Raw genomic sequence first — 16,949 nt, forward strand, 5'->3', positions numbered from 1 at the left:
AGTCGCCTTACTTGTCCGTAAAGAGCGTTGCTCGAACAACGTGGCCAATACGCAAGGAGTGACGGCTTTTCAGCACGGTGCGCACCAGATGAATATGGCTGGAGAGATCTTCTTTCAAAGAGGGCGGTAGAGGAGAAGTTGCGTGGTTTTCCGGCTCGCCGAACTGCTGAACAAGAGTATCTGGCGCGGGCGCACTCAACCGAATAAAAGCCTCCTGGGTTAGAACTGCCTGATCAAGAGCATCCTGCCGGATAGTATCCACATAGCGAAGAAAACCTTCTTCTGCCAGCCATAACAATGTGCCAAAGCATGCCATATGGCGCTTGCTATGCAGCCCGAACTCGTCCGGTTGATCTGCGCCTGCAATATCTTCCACAAACAGGTTCACCCGCCTGGGGAAGGCGTTGTATAGCTGCACCAAGGCAACGGCTGCGTCTTTGTAGAATTCTTCGATATGGATGTCAGCCATAATTCACTTCTTATTTGCCTGCTGCTTTACTGTCTGTATTTACTGAGGAAGTTGCCCAGCCTGGTCATGGCATCCTCCAGCGTGTCTTTTCGGGGCAGGAATACGACCCGCAGATGTTGCTTGTCATCAATATTGAACGCTGAGCCCTGAACCAGAAGGATTTTCTCTTGCAGGAGAAGATCCAGAACCAGCTTTTCATCATTTATTACCGGGTGTATTTTTGGATCCAGTCGCGGGAACAGGTAGAGAGCGCCTTGGGGCTTTACGCAGCTTACACCAGGGATGTCATTGAGCATCCGCCAGGCAGTTTCCCGTTGCTCGTATAATCTGCCCCCGGGAGCAACCAGATCGTTGATTGACTGATAGCCGCCCAGAGCTGTCTGTATGGCCAATTGCGCTGGCACGTTAGCACACAGACGCATATTGGAAAGCATGTCGATGCCCTCAATCAGGTCTTTGGCCAGGTGCTTGGCGCCGCTGATAATCATCCAGCCTGATCGGTAACCGGCAGCCCGATAATTTTTGGAAAGCCCGTTATAGGTAAAGAAGAGCACATCATCTGCCAGTGAAGCAGTAGAAACGTGTTGCGTACCGTCATAGAGAATCTTGTCGTAGATCTCATCTGAAAGCACGATCAGGTTGTGTTTGCGGGCAAGCTCAATAACCTGCTCCAGCAATTCCTGGCTATAAACTGCACCCGTAGGATTGTTCGGGTTGATCAGCACGATTGCACGGGTGCGGTTTGTTATCTTTTTACGGATATCGTCGATATCCGGGAACCAGTTCTGTTCTTCGTCGCAACGGTAGTGCACGGGCTTGCCACTGGAAAGTGTCACGGCGGCTGTCCACAAAGGGTAGTCCGGTGCAGGGATCAGAACTTCATCGCCCGTGTTGAGCATGGCTTGCATGGTCATCACAATCAGTTCGCTGACACCGTTACCCAGAAATATGTCGTCAATATCGACCTTGTCGATGCCTCTTTGCTGGCAGTAGTGCATGACTGCCTTGCGCGCAGAAAACAGGCCTTTTGACTCCACATAACCCTGAGCCTGTTGCATGTTGTAGATCACGTCTTGCTGGATCTCTTCGGGAACATCCAGTTCAAAAGATGCAGGGTTACCAATATTGAGCTTGAGTACCCGGTGACCTTCTTCCTCGAGTCTGCGCGCTTCCCGCATAACTACGCCACGTATTTCATAGCACACGTTATCCAGCTTGGCGGATTTGTAATAGTTCTGCATAAGACCCGGGCTTCCTCAGTCAATAAACGTAAAACAGGCACCTGCCGTAAAGGCAAACCCCTATTCTAGCGGAGGCGAGGCCAACGGCAACAGGGGAATTGTGATGAATTATGGCGGGTTAGCACTATATTGGGTTTATTTCCGCTTCGAGAATCGTTGCATGGGTTGGTTTTTCAATGTAGTGTCCAATTAAATTGTGTGCAATATAAATATTTGATCGTAAAAAATGTCTGGGTTTGCAGGCATTCATGATTTTGTCAGGGAGAAATTTGTGTCTACCAGCTCTATATATGATTTCACTGTTCGAGATATCAAAGGTAATGAAAAGTCCATGGCTGACTACCAGGGCCAGGTTCTGCTGATCGTGAATACAGCCAGTAAATGCGGATTAACGCCGCAGTTTGAAGGCTTGCAGGCTTTGCACAAGGAGCTTGGGGAGAAAGGGCTTGAGGTGCTTGGGTTTCCGTGCAACCAGTTCTTGAACCAGGATCCTGCTGATGACAAAGCTATCAGTGAGTTCTGCAGCCTGAATTACGGCGTGGATTTTCCAATGTTTTCAAAGATTGATGTGAATGGTGAGCACGCAGATCCTTTGTTCCAGTTTCTGAAATCCGAGGCTAAAGGGCTTCTCGGTTCCGAAAAAGTAAAATGGAACTTCACGAAATTCCTGGTGGGGCGTGATGGCAAGGTGTTACGCCGTTATCCGCCCACTACCAAGCCTGAAGACATTAAGGCAGATATTGTAAAACTGTTGTAGGGCCTGGTTTTGAGTGATTTGCTGGCACTGGATAATCAGATCTGCTTTAGCCTGTATGCGGCCAACCGGGCAATTACCTCAAGGTATCGCCCATTGCTTGCCGAGCTTGGGCTTACCTACCCCCAATACCTCGTAATGTTGGTGCTCTGGGAGCGGGCAAGTGCCAATCAGCCAACCCGCGTTTCAGATCTTGGTACACGATTGCGGCTGGATTCGGGCACGCTTACGCCCCTGTTGAAACGCTTGGCTCTGCGGGGGCTGATTCACAGGGAGCGACGTCAGGATGACGAGCGAGTGGTCACTATATCGCTGACAGACGAGGGCGCAGGCTTGAGGGTACAGGCGGCGCAAGTTCCGCAAAAACTGCTGTGCGGTCTGGATGTTACTCCGGAACGCTTGCATGCCCTGAAGCAAGAGCTGAATGCGGTGCTGAAGGCTATTGAGACTCAGGGGGGCGGGGAGGAGCCCAGCGCGTAACGGCTTCGGTTAACCGCTTACGATTATAGGGCTTGGTGATGTAGTCGTTCATGCCACTGGCAAAGCAGTCTGCCCTGTCTCCCTGCATCACGTTGGCCGTAACAGCAATCACGGGCAAGTTCTTCCAGTCCGGGTTTTTTCGGATTCGGCGAGTTGTTTCGTAGCCATCCATAACCGGCATCTGGCAATCCATAAGTACAAGGTCGTAATGCCGTTGTTCCAGTGCCTCTAGAGCCAGTTGTCCGTTTTCCGCGATATCGGCATGGTGTCCCATTTTTCTCAGCAGAGTAGATGCGACCATCTGGTTTACCTCGTTGTCTTCCACCAGGAGTATCTGGAGAGCGTCTTGTGGCGTTGTGGTAGGTTTGGGCAAACCGGCCGGTTCGGAACTTTTTTCGAGGTTATCCCTGTTAGGGTTGCTGTATATCGGTAGTGGAAGGGTCACGGTAAAGCGGGTTCCCTGCCGCTCTTTCGACTCAACCGTTATTTCGCCGTGCATGCGCTCAATTAACTGACGACAGAGTGTCAGGCCCAAGCCGGTGCCACCATACAGGCGTGTGGTTTGCGTATCGGCCTGGGAGAAGGGTGAAAAGATCCTGCGCAGGCCTTCCTTGCTCATGCCTATGCCGGTATCGGATACCTCGATGGTCATAACGCCAGCCGAGTATCCTGCGTCTATACGCACGCTGCCCGTTTCTGTGAACTTGATAGCGTTGCTAAGCAGGTTGTTCAGGATCTGTCTTACACGGGTTGGGTCACCCAGGAACTGTTCTGGAAAATCAGGGTCTGTTTCTGCAATTAGCTCAATACCCTTCTTGCCAGCCTGCTGAGTGTGCAGCGTTGCACACTCTTCAATGAGGCCGCGCATGCTAAACGGAATGGTTTCGAGGTTGAGTTTTCCGGCCTCAACTTTCGAAATATCCAGAATATCGTTGAGTATGCCAAGCAGGCTTTCGCCTGCGGACAAGGCGATTTCAAGGCTATGGTGTTTTGAAGGGTCTTGCTCGGCTTCCAGGGCAAGCCCAAGCATCCCCAGTACACCGTTGAGTGGTGTGCGTATTTCATGGCTCATGCTGGCGAGAAAGTTTGCCCTGGCCTTGGCCCGACGCATGGCATCTTCTTTGGCTTTTACCAGAGCCCGATTGCCCCGCTGTAACGCCTGATTCTTGTCGGATATTTCCCGTGTGCGGCTTTCAACTTCGTGTTCCAGTTCGCTCGAATAGTTTTTCATGGCACTTTCCGCCTGGCGTAGCTGCGCCAAGGTGGTATCCATGGTTTCCAGGTGTTGGTTGATAATTCCGACCATTGTGCCAATTTCATCTTGCCGGTGGCCTGGCGGCACGGGTAGACGAATTTTTTCCGGCGAATCCGCTTTTACCTCGCTGAGTGCATTGATCACGCTGAGCATGGGGCGCGTCAGTATCAGGTAGAAAATCAGAAGAAGTGATGCTGAAAGAATGAGGCTTTTCAGAAAACCGCTAACCAGCGTGTAACTGGCTCGCTCCAGAAACTGCAAGCCGTAGTGGTATGTGTCAATTGTTACAACAAGCTGGCCAAGTGGCAGGCTGTTGAGTTGGGTGACTCGCAGTTGGCGGCTGAATACCTTGCTTGGACCGAACAGGTGGTCACTGATCCATCGGTAGGGTGAGTCCGGGCTCTTTTTGCTGGCAGAGGCCATGGTGCTGTCGTCGCTGTCCACGATTCGCGCATCGATGGTGGCCGGGTGCCGAAGGAGGCCGTCGAGCAGCTCTTCGGCCAGGCGCACGTCGATATTGTAAGCAATCTGGGAGGCCGGGTTGTGGCTGATCTCAATCAGCGCCTGGATGTCCTCTTCCATAGACTTGTGTGCGGAAAAGTAATCCAGGGTGATTTGTACAATATTAAGAATAACGCCTAGCACCATCGCAATCAGGACTGTGTCACGGGTGAGGCGATAGGAGAGGCGGTGTTTAAAGCCTTTAGTCATCGTAGTCGGCTTTCTTCTTCCACTCTTCATCGTGAAGAAAGTCGTCCCATTGTTTGTCTAACTTGGAACCGGACTCCGCAGGGCTCGCGTTGCCACCCTCTGCCATCATGGCTTCCAGTTCCTTTATGCGAATCCGGAAGCTCTTGACCGCTTTCATGGCAAGCGGGTTATCCTGTGATTTGCCCATTTCTGTGCTAGCCAAATGGTAAGCATGAATGGCTTTACGTATCTCGTTCTGTCGAATAAGGTCGCGCGCTTGAAACACGTGCAGGTCTGCGTGGGTTTTGTGCACCAGAAAAAGAACATACTTCAGGTTCTTTTTCGCTGTTGCTGCATCAATGCGGCCACTTTTGTGCATGGATTCAATCAGCTTAAACAGATTTTGAAGCAGATCTTTGGCTGCATTCGATTTTTCCACCGAATCAATTTTGATCTGTTTTATCTCGTCGCGGTTTTCCCGAACCAGTATTTTCCGTTGCTCTGCAGATTCGCGCCACTGGCTGACGGGCAGACTGGATTTAAGTCCTGCTAAATCGTTACAGATGTCCAGCATGCGCTTGAGCAATAAAAGCTTCAGTTCAGGTGTCAGATATTGACCGGGAATTTCTGAGAGAAGGCGCTCACAGCGCTTATAGTTGTCCCCGAGGGCCGTGATTTTACGTGCGCGCTCAATGCGGGCTTTTTCACGCATTTGAGTGACGACAATAACGATGATCGATACGACAACGATGGCCGCCAAGGCAAGGACAATTGTGATGGTATTCATTTGTTATCTAATGACTCCGGCTTTTGGGCAAGTCATGCCTGCGACAGAATTCTGACTCGATGTACCGAAACTTCCGGCAAGTATCAGAAAGATTAGCAGAAATATTGCATTGAAACCGGAATCAAATGTGAAAGTTCGTTTTGTATATTGATTCTGTGAATTTTGCAATTGTTGTATATTAGATTGGTGAATGGTGTTTAAAGGTCCCGCCTGGTCCATGGTAATTTATGCGTTCTGGAGTTGTTCATGAATCTTTCCCGTATTGATCTCAATCTTCTTGTGTATCTGGATGTCTTGCTGAGAGAGCGCAATGTAACCAAGGCAGCAAATCACCTGAGCATTACCCAGCCGGCCATGAGTAACAGCTTGCGCCGATTGCGTGACCTGTTCGGTGACCCTTTGCTGGTTCGAACCAGTGAGGGAATGACCGCTACCGAGCGCGCACAAGAATTACAGCCTTTGGTAAGGAGTATCCTTTCAGACATTGAGCAGGCGGTGCAGGAAAAAACGCCGTTTGCGGCGCTGGAAAGCCAGCGGGTGTTCCGCATCATGGCCAGTGACTATGCTGAATCCTGCCTGATGCCAAGGGTGTTGCGTCGAATTCGGCAGGAAGCACCTTATGTGACGCTTGATGTTCTTACTCCAAGTGATGTGAGTTTTCTGGATGTTGAGCAGGGCCGCCTGGATATGGCGATTAACCGGTTCGACAAAATCCCGCAGTCGTTTCACCAGAAAACTCTTTGGATAGAATACTTTGCATGCCTGATGAATGCCCGGAACCCGATCCTGAAAGAGCCCTTCACCCTGGATTCATACTTGGGGGCCAGTCATATATGGGTCAGTAAAACCGGGTTTGGTGTGGGCGTCGGGGTAAACCCCAAGGACGTCCAGAGGCTTGGTTGGGTTGATGAGGCACTGTCCCGTATGGGTAGCAAGCGGCAAATTTCAGTGTTTACCCGTCATTATCAGTCGGCCATGCTTTTGGCAGAACAGCACGATCTTATTGCCACACTGCCATCCCGAGCGGCCTGGCTGCAAAAAGACAATGCCAATCTGGTGGTGAAAATCCCACCCTTTGAGATCCCGCCTTTTGAACTTAAAATGGCCTGGAGCCCGCTGCTGCAGCACAACTCCGATCATCAGTGGTTACGAAGACTGATTTCAGACGTTGCTGAGGAGGTAGATGAGGAGTTTGCACCCTTCGGTGCCCGCTTTGAGTCGGCAGACGCGCTCCCGACACCCCCTTAGATCGGTAACTCCCGCAGTTCAAGAGAGCTGCGGCCGGCATTCCACATGCGCTGGAAGTTTTCAGATAACAACCTGACACGCCCGCTGTCTGCGAAGCTGGCGAACCCGGAAGGTCGGATAAAGTCATGTCGGTAAACCACGCCTTCACGATCTGCGAGAAGAAATGGCTGGTCTTCATAAGGGTAGTCGCTGTTGATCAATCTGAGGTCAATTCGGCTGGGTAATCGCCGCATTAGTTCGACCAGTTGATGACGGCGCTTTATCAGCGGTTGATCATCATGAATCAACAGGCGGATTTCGCTCAGCCGGTGGCGGCGAGCGAGGTCAGAGACCAGTTCCCGGAACCTGCCGCGATCATAAAGTTCGTGATCCAGTATGCGGTCGTACAGCCACAGTCGCTGGCTCGTCTGTCCTACCACCGAATCCATCAGTTCCAGCAGACCGCTTTCGCTTTCAAAAAGCCAGGATTGTGGGTCTTTGCCCAGTTGCAGAGGTGTAAGCCTTCCGGAGCCTGCCTGCGCTGCAAGCAGGGTCGGGGCCAAGCAGCGCATATCCAGATGAGGGATGCCGGCATCGTCGTATGGTTCGGAGCATACATGGAAGCCAGCCCGCTCATAGAATGCAATGGCGTGCTGCTGGGCTGAGAGCTTTAGCTCCTGGTATTGCCCGGCAGATTCAGCGATCAGGTGCCGAAGCAGAGCTTCACCGATTCCCTGGCCACGGAACGCGGGTAGTATGGCCATACGTCCTATATGACCGGTTTCGTCCATGGTCGAAAACAGTCGGGCCACGCCAACCGGTGTATTGTCAGGAAGCACCGCGAGAAAATGATCGGCAATTTCGTCGGTGTCGTCCCACTCCAGTTCAGGTGGCACCTTTTGTTCTTCAACAAAGACTTTTTGGCGAATGTCCCGTATATGCCCCGGGGCAAGTTGCCAGCTGTATTTTCGAATCCGAACGGTCATGGCATCACTCGAAATACACAGAGCCCTGATTATAGAGGTTTGTTAGTAACCCGAGCAGGGCAGGGTCGCCAGCGAACTGCTTCAGCGCACTCATATCAATGCGTGCGCCTGCACACAGCAGGGGCGCCAGAGGGCGCGCATCACCCTTGAGGAGAAACTGTTCGCCGTCTGCAAACAGGGCCGTTTCGTCGCTTTCTTCATGGTACGCAAAACGGGAACCTTCGTTCCAGCGCAATTGCTCACCCGCACGGATAGCTTCGGCGATGTCTTCGTCTGCAACGGGCTCCTCCGCAGGCACCACCACATCCATGTTTTTGGGCGTGGTGGCGTACTGGCCAAACCATAAAGCCAACTGGCGCTTGTCGTCCAGTTTCTCTCTGAGCAGGGCCTGCAAGCGGTCGATAACACCAGGCTCGATGGTGCCGGGGTTCTCCTGAACTTGCAGGTCCGGGTCATTCATGTGGGCATCAGCCCCCGGCTGGTTGCACAGAAAGTCAGTGAATCCGGTAAGCAGGTCGTCAACAGTGGGTGCGCGAAAGCCCACTGACAAAGTGATGCAATCATCTTCGGCTACGCCGTGATGACCTATGCCTGGCGGCAGGTACAGCATGTCGCCAGGCTCAAGGGTTACGGTTTCTTCGCCTTCCCAGCTGCTGAGTATGCGTAGGGGAGTGCCTTCTACCCGGGGTGAGGTCTGATCGCAGCGGCCACCGAAGGTCCAGCGGCGGTGCCCCTGTGCCTGCAGCAGGAATACATCATACTGATCGTAGTGAGGCCCTACGCTGCCGCCTTTGGGCGCGTAGCTGGCCATAATGTCGTCCAGGCGCCAGTTAGGCACAAAACGAAAATGCTCGAGCAGATCTGCGATCTCGGGAACCCAGTGGTCCAGGCCCTGCACCAGCAGTGTCCAGTCCTGCGCAGGCAGTTTACTGAAGTGGTCTTCCGGGAAGGGACCGTTTTGCAGTTGCCAGGGCTTGCCGTTATCGTTTTCGATAATGATGCGGGATTCTACGCCTTCCTCGCAGGCAAGGCCGGCGAGTTCGTTGGCGTCAACGGGGCATTGGAAGCCAGGAAATGCCTGGCGGATGACCAGAGGCTTTTTCTGCCAGTAGTCCCTCAGAAATTCCGAAGGCGAAAGTCCGCCAAGCATATCCATGGTGTGTTTCCTCAAGTTAGATGTTGCGGGCCTGATCAACCGCATTGCCGATGTAGTTACCTGGTGTCAGTGCCATCAGTTCTGCTTTGGCGCTGTCTGGCATCTCAAGGGTTTCCACAAAGCTCTGGATCACCTCTGGTGTCATGGCTTTGCCACGGGTCAGTGCTTTCAGCTTTTCGTAGGGCTTCTCGATGTTGTACCGGCGCATCACTGTCTGGATCGGCTCTGCAAGCACTTCCCATGCGTTGTCGAGGTCTTCATCAAGGCGCGCGGGGTTGATCTCCAGCTTGCCTAACCCTTTCAGGGTGGCTTCGTAGGCGATCAGGCTGTGGGCAAAACCGACACCCAGGTTGCGCAGTACGGTAGAGTCGGTCAGGTCGCGCTGCCAGCGTGAAATCGGCAACTTGGCAGACAAGTGGCCAAGTACCGCGTTAGCAATGCCGAGGTTGCCTTCGGAGTTTTCGAAATCAATGGGATTAACCTTGTGGGGCATGGTAGATGAGCCCACTTCGCCCTCAATGGTTTTCTGCTTGAAGTAGCCCAGTGAAATATAGCCCCAGATATCCCGGTCGAGATCAATCACTATGGTATTGAAACGGGCAACAGCATCGTACAGTTCGGCGATGTAGTCGTGGGGTTCAATCTGTGTAGTGTACGGGTTGAAGTCCAGGCCCAGGTTTTCAATAAAGGTTTTGGCATTAGCTGCCCAGTCCACCGCTGGGTAAGCAGAGATGTGAGCGTTGTAGTTGCCTACGGCGCCGTTAATCTTGCCCAGAATCTCGATGTCGCCAATCTGTTTGATTTGCCGGCGCAGGCGGTACACCACGTTGGCGAACTCTTTGCCAACGGTGGTTGGTGATGCTGTCTGGCCGTGGGTGCGGGATAACATTGGCTGCACAGCATGCTCTTTCGCCAACTCGCTCAGCTTGTCGGCAACCCGGTTCATGGCAGGTAGCAAGCCACTGGCCAAGCCTTCACGGAGCATCAGGGCGTGGGACAGGTTATTGATGTCTTCCGAGGTGCAGGCAAAGTGAACAAATTCGGTGACTGCGTGCAGTTCTGGTACGCCTGCAATTTGTTCTTTAATAAAATATTCAACGGCTTTCACGTCGTGGTTCGTGGTGCGCTCAATCTCTTTGATGCGCTCGGCATTTTGCAGGTTGAAGTTGCTGACCATGCCGTCAAGAAAGGCGTTTGCCTCTGGGCTGAATGCTGGAACTTCGGTGATCTCCGGGTGCGCCGCCAATTGCTGAAGCCAGCGGATTTCTACTGTCACACGGTTTTTGATCAGGCCGTACTCGCTGAAAATATCACGAAAAACGCTGACTCGGCTGCCATAGCGTCCATCGACCGGGGAAATGGCGGTCAGGGCGTTGAGTTCCATTGAAAACCTCTCAAATAATCAAAGAATCGGTTCAGAAAAAAGGGATAGGCCATAATACACCAGCATGGCGGGTGAATCAGTGGCAACAGATCAGTTATCGAACGAGCGGTTCGCTTTCTCGGTGAGTTCTCGCGCATGTTGAATCACCTTGCGGCGTGACAAAACCAGTTGCCATCGACGTCCGCCGGATTGCCTCCACAGTACCGCTGATCGGATACCTGCCAGCAGAAGTGCCCGTACTTTGGCGGCATTCTCATCCCGCTGCAGGATTGAAGGGTTGCCGCTTACCTGAATACGCAGGCTGAAGGTGCTGATGGTGTCTGTGTAAATGGAGGCCAGGTTGCTGATCAGATTTGGGTGCACATAGCCAAAGTGGCTGGCGGTGTGCCTGGCTTGATCAATCCGGCTGCCAATCACTTCCAGCATATCTTTGTCGCGGTTGAGCTTGGATTCCAGGTGAATGAGGTTCAGTACGTAGCGCAGCACCTCAATATCTTGCTGCTTCTTTTGTTCGCCCATAACGGTAGATAGCGTCACCAACCCCTCACGTACATCGGCCAGTTCGCCGCCGTAAACATCGAGGGTGCTGGCGGGGTCGGTCGCAAACAGCGACCGCAGGCAGGTTTCCAGACTGTCTGTGTTGCAGGTGCCGTTATTAGCAATTTGCTGAACCAGGTTGGCAGCTTGGAATACGCCCGCCAATGCAAGGGTTTGGTCGTGGAGCGACCGGCTCATGGGTGTGAACCCTGTAAAAGCTGTGTGGGCACAATGCGGTCGGGCAGAGCTTCACCGTCACGCCAGGTTTCGGTTATTACCCCGCCTCCAAGACAAATGTCACCGTCATAGAAAACCACGGATTGCCCGGGTGTCACCGCTCTTTGGGCGTCATCAAAAACAACTTGAACACCACCATCAATAACCGTGACTTCACAGGCCTGATCCGGTTGGCGATAGCGAGTTTTCGCCATGCAGCGGAAAGTGCTTGCCGGGGGAGCACCTGCAACCCAGTCAATTGGGTCTGATAACAGGCCACGGGAGAAAAGAAGCGGGTGGTGCTTGCCTTGCACAGCAAGCAGTACATTGCGATTCAAATCTTTGCCGGCCACATACCAAGGCTCATCATTAAAATCGCTCAAGCCGCCAATACCAAGACCCTGGCGCTGGCCAATAGTGTGGTACATCAGGCCTTGGTGTCGGCCGATTGTTATACCATCCGGAGTTTCGATATCTCCCGGTTGTGCTGGCAAATACTGCTTTAGAAAGTCGGTAAATTTGCGCTCGCCAATGAAGCAGATACCGGTGGAATCTTTTTTGTCGTGGGTGATGAACCCTTGTTCCTCAGCTATGCGCCGCACCTCAGGTTTTTCCAGTTCACCCACAGGGAACAGGGTGCGGGCGATTCGGTCACCAGAAACGGCATGCAGGAAGTAGCTTTGGTCCTTGTTGCCGTCCAGGCCCTTCAGCAAATTGGCTTTGCCTGAGCCGTCTGGAAGCGGGCGCTGGCGGGTGTAGTGCCCGGTGGCAATATAGTCAGCACCCAGGGTGATGGCGTAGTCGAGAAATGCACGAAACTTAACCTCTTTGTTGCAAAGGATATCCGGGTTAGGGGTGCGGCCTGCTTTGTATTCAGACAGGAAATGTTCGAAAACACGATCCCAGTATTCAGCGGCAAAACTCGCAGTATGGAGTTTGATTCCGATCGCATCGGCCACCGCTTGAGCATCGGCCAGATCGGTCATGGCGGTGCAGTATTCCGTCCCGTCGTCTTCGTCCCAGTTCTTCATGAACAGGCCTTCGACCTGATAGCCCTGATCCTTGAGCAACCAGGCGGCAACCGATGAGTCGACACCGCCGGACATGCCAACGATGACGTGGGTTTTCTCGAGGGGCTTGGCTTCGAATGATGGATTTGTCATGACAACTCTGCGCACCGGTGCAAAACGCGGTAGTTTATCATTTTGTGCCGGTTACGTCTGCGAGTCTGCAATGACATCCAGTGGAAAACAGCGACCTTTTCGGTAATCCTCTATGCTTTTGATTACCAGCGGGCTGCGAAGTTTGTCTCCCAGTTGCCGGATGTCCTCCAGCGATAGCCAGTGGGCCGCAATAATACCGGTGTCGAGCTCATCGGTTACCTGTTTGCGAGCCTTGCCAATAAAGCAGAAACGGTAGTAGGTCACTCCGTTAGCAGGTGCCTTATAGGTGTACAGTCCCAGGAAGTGCTCTGGCTCAATGTCCCAGCCGGTTTCTTCCAGTGCTTCCCGGCGCACCGCATCAAGAATTGCTTCATCTTCTTCAACATGGCCAGCCGGCTGATTGAATACCACCTTGCCGCTGCTGCGCTCTTCAACCATCAGGAAGCGGCCGTGAGCGTCTTCAACAACCACTGCGACGGTGGCGTGTGGAGTCCAGGTCATGAGCTTCGTCCTCTCCTTGGCGACGTGGCGGAACGTTTGTGTGTCGAGCGCTTCCCGGGGCGTGAGGGCGTAGGCAGATTGATGGGTATTTTCCGGTATTTTCCCGGCTCGAGCCCATCCAGCGTCCAATCACCAATACGATAGCGGATCAGTCGCAATGTTGGAAACCCGACAGCAGCGGTCATGCGCCGCACCTGTCTGTTGCGCCCTTCGGTTATGGTCAGCTCAAGCCAACTGGTAGGTATCGTATCGCGGCGGCGCACTGGTGGGGTTCTGGGCCAAATCTCAGGCTCCGATATTATTCGTGCTTTTGCTGGCCTGGTGGGGCCATCTTTGAGCATCATCCCTGCTGTTAGCTTGTCTAATGCGCTTGCAGAAAGGTTGCCCTCAACCTGAACCCAGTAGGTTTTAGGCATATTTTGCCCAGGTGATGCAATTCGATGCTGGAGGGCACCATCACTGGTTAGAAGTAAAAGCCCCTCAGAATCGTAGTCCAGTCGGCCGGCAGGGTAGATGTCCGGGATGCGAATCCAGTCGGCCAAGGTGGCTCGTGAGGTTTGCTCGTTACCCGCAGGCTCATCCGTAAACTGACAGAGAACCTGAAAGGGCTTGTTAAAGAGAATGAGGTCGGCCACAGAGGACTCTCCCGGGCAAGAAAATGAGATCAGGGGGAAAGGTTACGGAGAAAAAACAGAGTTTGAAAGCGCAAGACATGCAGAATGCCTTACGCACGGCCAGTCAGGAGCCCGCCGGAGTGCTCCGGCAGGAGAGGGCTCACTGGGTGTGCAGCTTGCCAGGTAGGTATTTCAGCCGTTAACAGCGCGTGAAGGGTAGTCTCCACTGTTATCCGCTGTGGTGTCCGTGGTGAGCCCCGTTGTGTCTGTGGCATTGGGCTGGTCGTCAGGCACTATATTGATGGCATGCACGCCCTTGTCGCTGGGCTTCTTCTCGAAACTGACAGCCTGGCCTGCTTTGAGTGTTTTATATCCGTCTATCTGGACGGATGAAAAGTGGGCAAACAGGTCGTCACTGCAACCATCCTCAATGATGAAACCGTACCCTTTGGCATTGTTGAACCACTTTACCTTGCCTCTTGGCATGATGAACTCCCCTGTTCTTTTACTGTCACTTGTTGTTGTTGGCTTTTAAAACCGGCTCTGAGTCTTTTTTGCCAGTTTCATCTTTATGATGCGGTTACATGAACCGCTCATTTATTTACATTATTTAACACTGTAGGTTAACTGTCGACCAAACCCGGGGTCGAGTCAATAGCTTGTATTGCGGTATTGTGTGGTTGAACGCAGTCCGGAAGCGGTATCATGTTCGTATTGTTAATTATCTCACGCTCGAGTTTGGATCTGACTTGAAAACCCGAGGCCAGGCAACCACATTGATGAAGGACACCGATAACCGGTAAAGAATGATGCGGACTATCGAAAATTCTCTACTAGTATTAAACCAGCGGGAGGAAGAACTGCCAGGGCGTCATGATGAGCTCAGCGTTGCTCCCGAAAAGCCTGCACTGAAGCGTCCGGCACAATATAAGGTGATGCTTCTGAACGACGATTACACACCCATGGATTTTGTTGTGGATGTGTTGATGACCTTCTTCGGTATGAATGAAGAAAAGGCGACACAGGTGATGCTGCTCGTCCATACGCAGGGAAAGGCAGTATGCGGGGTTTATACCCGAGACATCGCGGAAACAAAGGCGGCACAGGTGAACCAGTATTCCTCTGAATGCGAACATCCGCTCCTTTGCGAGATTGAATGTGCAGACTGATAGACTTTGGGGTGGCCCATGCTGAGCAAAGATCTTGAAATTACGCTGAATTCGGCCTTTAAAAGTGCCCGCGACAAGCGCCACGAGTTCATGACCGTAGAGCATTTATTGTTGGCTCTGCTGGAGAATGAATCTGCAGTGGGTGTTCTCAAAGCCTGTGGTGCAGACCTCAAGCAGCTTCATGATGAGCTGGTTGAATTTGTGGATTCCACAACACCATTGATTCCAGGTAGCGATGACGAGCGCGAGACCCAGCCAACACTAGGGTTTCAGCGAGTATTGCAACGCGCCGTATTTCATGTGCAATCCTCTGGTAAAAAAGAGGTTACCGGTGCGAATGTTCTGGTCGCCATTTTCAGTGAGCAGGAAAGCCAGGCTGTGTATGTGCTCAAGAAACAGAGCGTTGCACGCATTGATGTCGTCAATTTTGTATCCCACGGAATATCCCGTGTTCAGGGGGCTGAAGATCAGGATGGCACTGAGCAGGCCTCACTTGAGGATTCCGGCGAAGAGGGTGGGCAATCCAAGCCTCTGGAAACATACGCTACCAACCTGAATGAACAAGCTCGCCAAGGGCGGATTGATCCGTTGATCGGCCGCGAGCACGAGGTTGAGCGCGTGGTGCAGATTCTGGTGCGCCGTCGCAAGAATAACCCGTTGCTGGTGGGTGAGGCCGGTGTAGGCAAGACCGCCATCGCAGAAGGACTTGCCAAGCGCATCGTCGATGGCCAAGTACCGGATATCATTTCTGATGGTGTCGTGTATTCGCTGGATCTTGGTGCACTCTTGGCAGGAACCAAGTATCGCGGCGATTTCGAGAAACGTTTGAAAGCACTGCTGGCGGAGCTGAAGAAACAAAAGCACGCGATTTTGTTTATCGACGAAATCCACACGATCATCGGCGCTGGATCGGCGTCTGGTGGGGTGATGGACGCATCGAATCTGCTCAAGCCCATGCTGAGTTCGGGTGAAATTCGTTGTATTGGTTCCACCACGTATCAGGAATTCCGTGGCATTTTCGAGAAAGACAGTGCACTGGCCCGTCGCTTCCAGAAAATCGATGTGAATGAGCCAAGCGTTGAGGATACTTACCAGATTCTCAAAGGGCTCAAGTCGAATTTTGAAAAGCACCATGATCTTAAATATACAGATCAGGCACTGCGCGTTGCTGCAGAGTTGGCAGATCGTTACATCACGGATCGTCACCTGCCGGACAAGGCTATTGATGTGATTGATGAAGCGGGTGCGCGTCAGCGATTGATGTCAGAAGACAAACGCCAGAAGACCATCGATGTTGCAGAGATCGAAGAGGTGGTTGCCAAGATCGCCCGCATTCCGCCCAAAAACGTGTCCACCAGTGACAAGGATCTGCTGCGCAATCTGGAGCGTGATCTCAAGATGGTGGTGTTCGGGCAGGATCCAGCTATTGAATCACTGACCATGGCAATCAAGCTGGCTCGTGCCGGTTTGAAAGCACCAGAGAAACCACAGGGTTCCTTCCTGTTTGCCGGCCCGACAGGTGTTGGTAAAACAGAGGTAACCAAGCAGCTTGCAAAAGCCCTTGGGGTTGAGCTGGTTCGGTTTGATATGTCCGAGTATATGGAGCGTCATACGGTCTCTCGTCTGATTGGTGCTCCACCAGGCTATGTAGGCTATGACCAGGGTGGGCTGTTAACAGAAGCTGTTAATAAACATCCACACTGTGTTCTGTTGCTGGACGAAATCGAAAAGGCGCACCCTGAAGTCTTCAATCTGCTGCTGCAGGTTATGGATCACGGAACGTTGACCGATAATAATGGGCGCAAAGCTGATTTCCGCCACGTTATTCTCGTGATGACGACAAACGCCGGAGCGGAAAGCATGGCTCGCCGCTCGATGGGCTTTAGTGAGCAAGACCACAGCAGTGATGGCATGGAAATTATCGGCAAGACCTTCACGCCGGAATTCCGCAACCGTCTGGATAGCATTATCCAGTTTGGCGACTTGCAGAGGGATACCATTACCCACGTTGTGGACAAGTTCCTCACCGAGTTGCAGGCGCAGCTGGATGAAAAGCATGTGGTTCTGCATGTGGATGATGCGGCCAAGTTGTGGCTTGCAGATAAGGGTTATGACGTCACTATGGGTGCACGCCCCATGGCGCGGTTGATTCAGGACAAGATCAAGCGCCCACTTGCTGAGCAGATACTGTTCGGCAGGCTGTCCGAGAAGGGCGGGGATGTGTTTATCCACCTCAAGGATGATGAGCTGGTGTTCGACTATGAGGATGAGCCTGCAGAAGCCGTCTGAGACGGCTGGCAGGCCAGCCACACAAAGGCAC

General features: G+C 52.6%; 17 protein-coding genes. 5 read left to right on the forward strand and 12 right to left on the reverse strand.

Features of this window, described 5'->3' with window-relative positions:
* Window positions 1–7 precede the first annotated feature (7 nt).
* Both RKA07_RS06700 and RKA07_RS06705 read right to left on the reverse strand, forming a co-directional pair.
* Window positions 8–469 carry a hypothetical protein gene (locus tag RKA07_RS06700; RefSeq protein ID WP_200200954.1) on the reverse strand — a complete coding sequence of 154 codons (462 nt, stop codon included), beginning with the start codon at window positions 467–469 and terminating at the stop codon, window positions 8–10.
* Between the two features lie 26 nt (window positions 470–495).
* Window positions 496–1,710 carry a pyridoxal phosphate-dependent aminotransferase gene (locus RKA07_RS06705; protein WP_200369394.1) on the reverse strand — a complete coding sequence of 405 codons (1,215 nt, stop codon included), beginning with the start codon at window positions 1,708–1,710 and terminating at the stop codon, window positions 496–498.
* 226 nt (window positions 1,711–1,936) lie between these two features.
* Here RKA07_RS06705 and RKA07_RS06710 point away from each other — a divergent pair, with 226 nt between their 5' ends.
* Window positions 1,937–2,467 carry a glutathione peroxidase gene (locus RKA07_RS06710; protein ID WP_417538454.1) on the forward strand — a complete coding sequence of 177 codons (531 nt, stop codon included), beginning with the start codon at window positions 1,937–1,939 and terminating at the stop codon, window positions 2,465–2,467.
* A 9-nt stretch (window positions 2,468–2,476) separates the two neighbouring features.
* Window positions 2,477–2,944, forward strand: coding sequence for a MarR family winged helix-turn-helix transcriptional regulator (locus RKA07_RS06715; protein WP_310965924.1), 468 nt, complete (start codon window positions 2,477–2,479; stop codon window positions 2,942–2,944).
* On the opposite strand, the gene RKA07_RS06720 is transcribed toward RKA07_RS06715, so the two are convergent.
* Together RKA07_RS06720 and RKA07_RS06725 are read right to left on the reverse strand one after the other, a co-directional pair.
* A complete protein-coding gene (locus RKA07_RS06720; protein ID WP_310965925.1) occupies window positions 2,904–4,910 on the reverse strand; it encodes an ATP-binding protein in 2,007 nt (668 codons plus the stop codon). The two genes, RKA07_RS06715 and RKA07_RS06720, sit on opposite strands and share 41 nt — an antisense overlap.
* Window positions 4,903–5,676: a hypothetical protein gene (locus tag RKA07_RS06725; RefSeq protein WP_200369398.1), complete on the reverse strand. Its 774-nt coding sequence runs from the start codon at window positions 5,674–5,676 to the stop codon at window positions 4,903–4,905. The genes RKA07_RS06720 and RKA07_RS06725 overlap by 8 nt, the downstream gene beginning before the upstream one ends.
* A gap of 246 nt (window positions 5,677–5,922) precedes the next feature.
* On the opposite strand from RKA07_RS06725, the gene RKA07_RS06730 reads away from it, so the two are divergent.
* A complete protein-coding gene (locus tag RKA07_RS06730; RefSeq protein ID WP_200369399.1) occupies window positions 5,923–6,924 on the forward strand; it encodes a LysR family transcriptional regulator in 1,002 nt (333 codons plus the stop codon).
* Here the strand turns inward: RKA07_RS06730 and RKA07_RS06735 are convergent.
* The 8 genes from RKA07_RS06735 to RKA07_RS06770 all read right to left on the reverse strand — a co-directional run bounded on the left by RKA07_RS06735 (window position 6,921) and on the right by RKA07_RS06770 (window position 13,946).
* Entirely contained in the window at window positions 6,921–7,889 is a 969-nt protein-coding gene (locus RKA07_RS06735; RefSeq protein ID WP_310965926.1) for a GNAT family N-acetyltransferase, read from the reverse strand. The genes RKA07_RS06730 and RKA07_RS06735 overlap by 4 nt on opposite strands.
* 4 nt (window positions 7,890–7,893) lie before the next feature.
* Window positions 7,894–9,045: a ribosomal protein uL16 3-hydroxylase gene (locus RKA07_RS06740; RefSeq protein WP_310965927.1), complete on the reverse strand. Its 1,152-nt coding sequence runs from the start codon at window positions 9,043–9,045 to the stop codon at window positions 7,894–7,896.
* 16 nt (window positions 9,046–9,061) lie between these two features.
* Window positions 9,062–10,429 carry an adenylosuccinate lyase gene (purB, locus tag RKA07_RS06745; protein ID WP_310965928.1) on the reverse strand — a complete coding sequence of 456 codons (1,368 nt, stop codon included), beginning with the start codon at window positions 10,427–10,429 and terminating at the stop codon, window positions 9,062–9,064.
* 90 nt (window positions 10,430–10,519) lie between these two features.
* Entirely contained in the window at window positions 10,520–11,164 is a 645-nt protein-coding gene (gene hflD / locus RKA07_RS06750) for a high frequency lysogenization protein HflD (protein WP_200200945.1), read from the reverse strand.
* Window positions 11,161–12,345 carry a tRNA 2-thiouridine(34) synthase MnmA gene (mnmA, locus tag RKA07_RS06755; RefSeq protein WP_310965929.1) on the reverse strand — a complete coding sequence of 395 codons (1,185 nt, stop codon included), beginning with the start codon at window positions 12,343–12,345 and terminating at the stop codon, window positions 11,161–11,163. The genes hflD and mnmA overlap by 4 nt, the downstream gene beginning before the upstream one ends.
* Window positions 12,346–12,396: 51 nt before the next feature.
* Window positions 12,397–12,846 carry an NUDIX hydrolase gene (locus tag RKA07_RS06760; RefSeq protein ID WP_200200943.1) on the reverse strand — a complete coding sequence of 150 codons (450 nt, stop codon included), beginning with the start codon at window positions 12,844–12,846 and terminating at the stop codon, window positions 12,397–12,399.
* Complete coding sequence (locus RKA07_RS06765; protein WP_200200942.1) at window positions 12,843–13,481, reverse strand: pseudouridine synthase; 639 nt, start codon at window positions 13,479–13,481, stop codon at window positions 12,843–12,845. The genes RKA07_RS06760 and RKA07_RS06765 overlap by 4 nt, the downstream gene beginning before the upstream one ends.
* Window positions 13,482–13,652: 171 nt before the next feature.
* Complete coding sequence (locus RKA07_RS06770) at window positions 13,653–13,946, reverse strand: cold shock domain-containing protein (protein WP_310965931.1); 294 nt, start codon at window positions 13,944–13,946, stop codon at window positions 13,653–13,655.
* 323 nt (window positions 13,947–14,269) lie between these two features.
* Between RKA07_RS06770 and clpS the strand changes: the two genes are divergently transcribed.
* Window positions 14,270–14,629, forward strand: coding sequence for an ATP-dependent Clp protease adapter ClpS (clpS, locus tag RKA07_RS06775; RefSeq protein WP_200201294.1), 360 nt, complete (start codon window positions 14,270–14,272; stop codon window positions 14,627–14,629).
* A gap of 18 nt (window positions 14,630–14,647) precedes the next feature.
* Entirely contained in the window at window positions 14,648–16,918 is a 2,271-nt protein-coding gene (gene clpA, locus RKA07_RS06780; RefSeq protein ID WP_200200941.1) for an ATP-dependent Clp protease ATP-binding subunit ClpA, read from the forward strand.
* The last annotated feature ends 31 nt before the right edge of the window (window positions 16,919–16,949 follow it).

This window comes from Marinobacter xiaoshiensis, from assembly GCF_031631795.1.
GTDB classification, from domain to species: Bacteria; Pseudomonadota; Gammaproteobacteria; order Pseudomonadales; family Oleiphilaceae; genus Marinobacter; species Marinobacter xiaoshiensis.

Coding starts and splice junctions, on each gene's coding strand:
- RKA07_RS06770 (WP_310965931.1), bottom strand. CDS start 13,946: ATGCCAAGAGGCAAGGTAAAGTGGTTCAACAATGCCAAAGGGTACGGT.
- RKA07_RS06730 (WP_200369399.1), top strand. CDS start 5,923: ATGAATCTTTCCCGTATTGATCTCAATCTTCTTGTGTATCTGGATGTC.
- purB (WP_310965928.1), bottom strand. CDS start 10,429: ATGGAACTCAACGCCCTGACCGCCATTTCCCCGGTCGATGGACGCTAT.
- clpS (WP_200201294.1), top strand. CDS start 14,270: ATGCGGACTATCGAAAATTCTCTACTAGTATTAAACCAGCGGGAGGAA.
- clpA (WP_200200941.1), top strand. CDS start 14,648: ATGCTGAGCAAAGATCTTGAAATTACGCTGAATTCGGCCTTTAAAAGT.
- RKA07_RS06700 (WP_200200954.1), bottom strand. CDS start 469: ATGGCTGACATCCATATCGAAGAATTCTACAAAGACGCAGCCGTTGCC.
- RKA07_RS06705 (WP_200369394.1), bottom strand. CDS start 1,710: ATGCAGAACTATTACAAATCCGCCAAGCTGGATAACGTGTGCTATGAA.
- RKA07_RS06735 (WP_310965926.1), bottom strand. CDS start 7,889: ATGACCGTTCGGATTCGAAAATACAGCTGGCAACTTGCCCCGGGGCAT.
- hflD (WP_200200945.1), bottom strand. CDS start 11,164: ATGAGCCGGTCGCTCCACGACCAAACCCTTGCATTGGCGGGCGTATTC.
- RKA07_RS06710 (WP_417538454.1), top strand. CDS start 1,937: ATGTCTGGGTTTGCAGGCATTCATGATTTTGTCAGGGAGAAATTTGTG.
- RKA07_RS06725 (WP_200369398.1), bottom strand. CDS start 5,676: ATGAATACCATCACAATTGTCCTTGCCTTGGCGGCCATCGTTGTCGTA.
- RKA07_RS06740 (WP_310965927.1), bottom strand. CDS start 9,045: ATGGATATGCTTGGCGGACTTTCGCCTTCGGAATTTCTGAGGGACTAC.
- RKA07_RS06760 (WP_200200943.1), bottom strand. CDS start 12,846: ATGACCTGGACTCCACACGCCACCGTCGCAGTGGTTGTTGAAGACGCT.
- mnmA (WP_310965929.1), bottom strand. CDS start 12,345: ATGACAAATCCATCATTCGAAGCCAAGCCCCTCGAGAAAACCCACGTC.
- RKA07_RS06720 (WP_310965925.1), bottom strand. CDS start 4,910: ATGACTAAAGGCTTTAAACACCGCCTCTCCTATCGCCTCACCCGTGAC.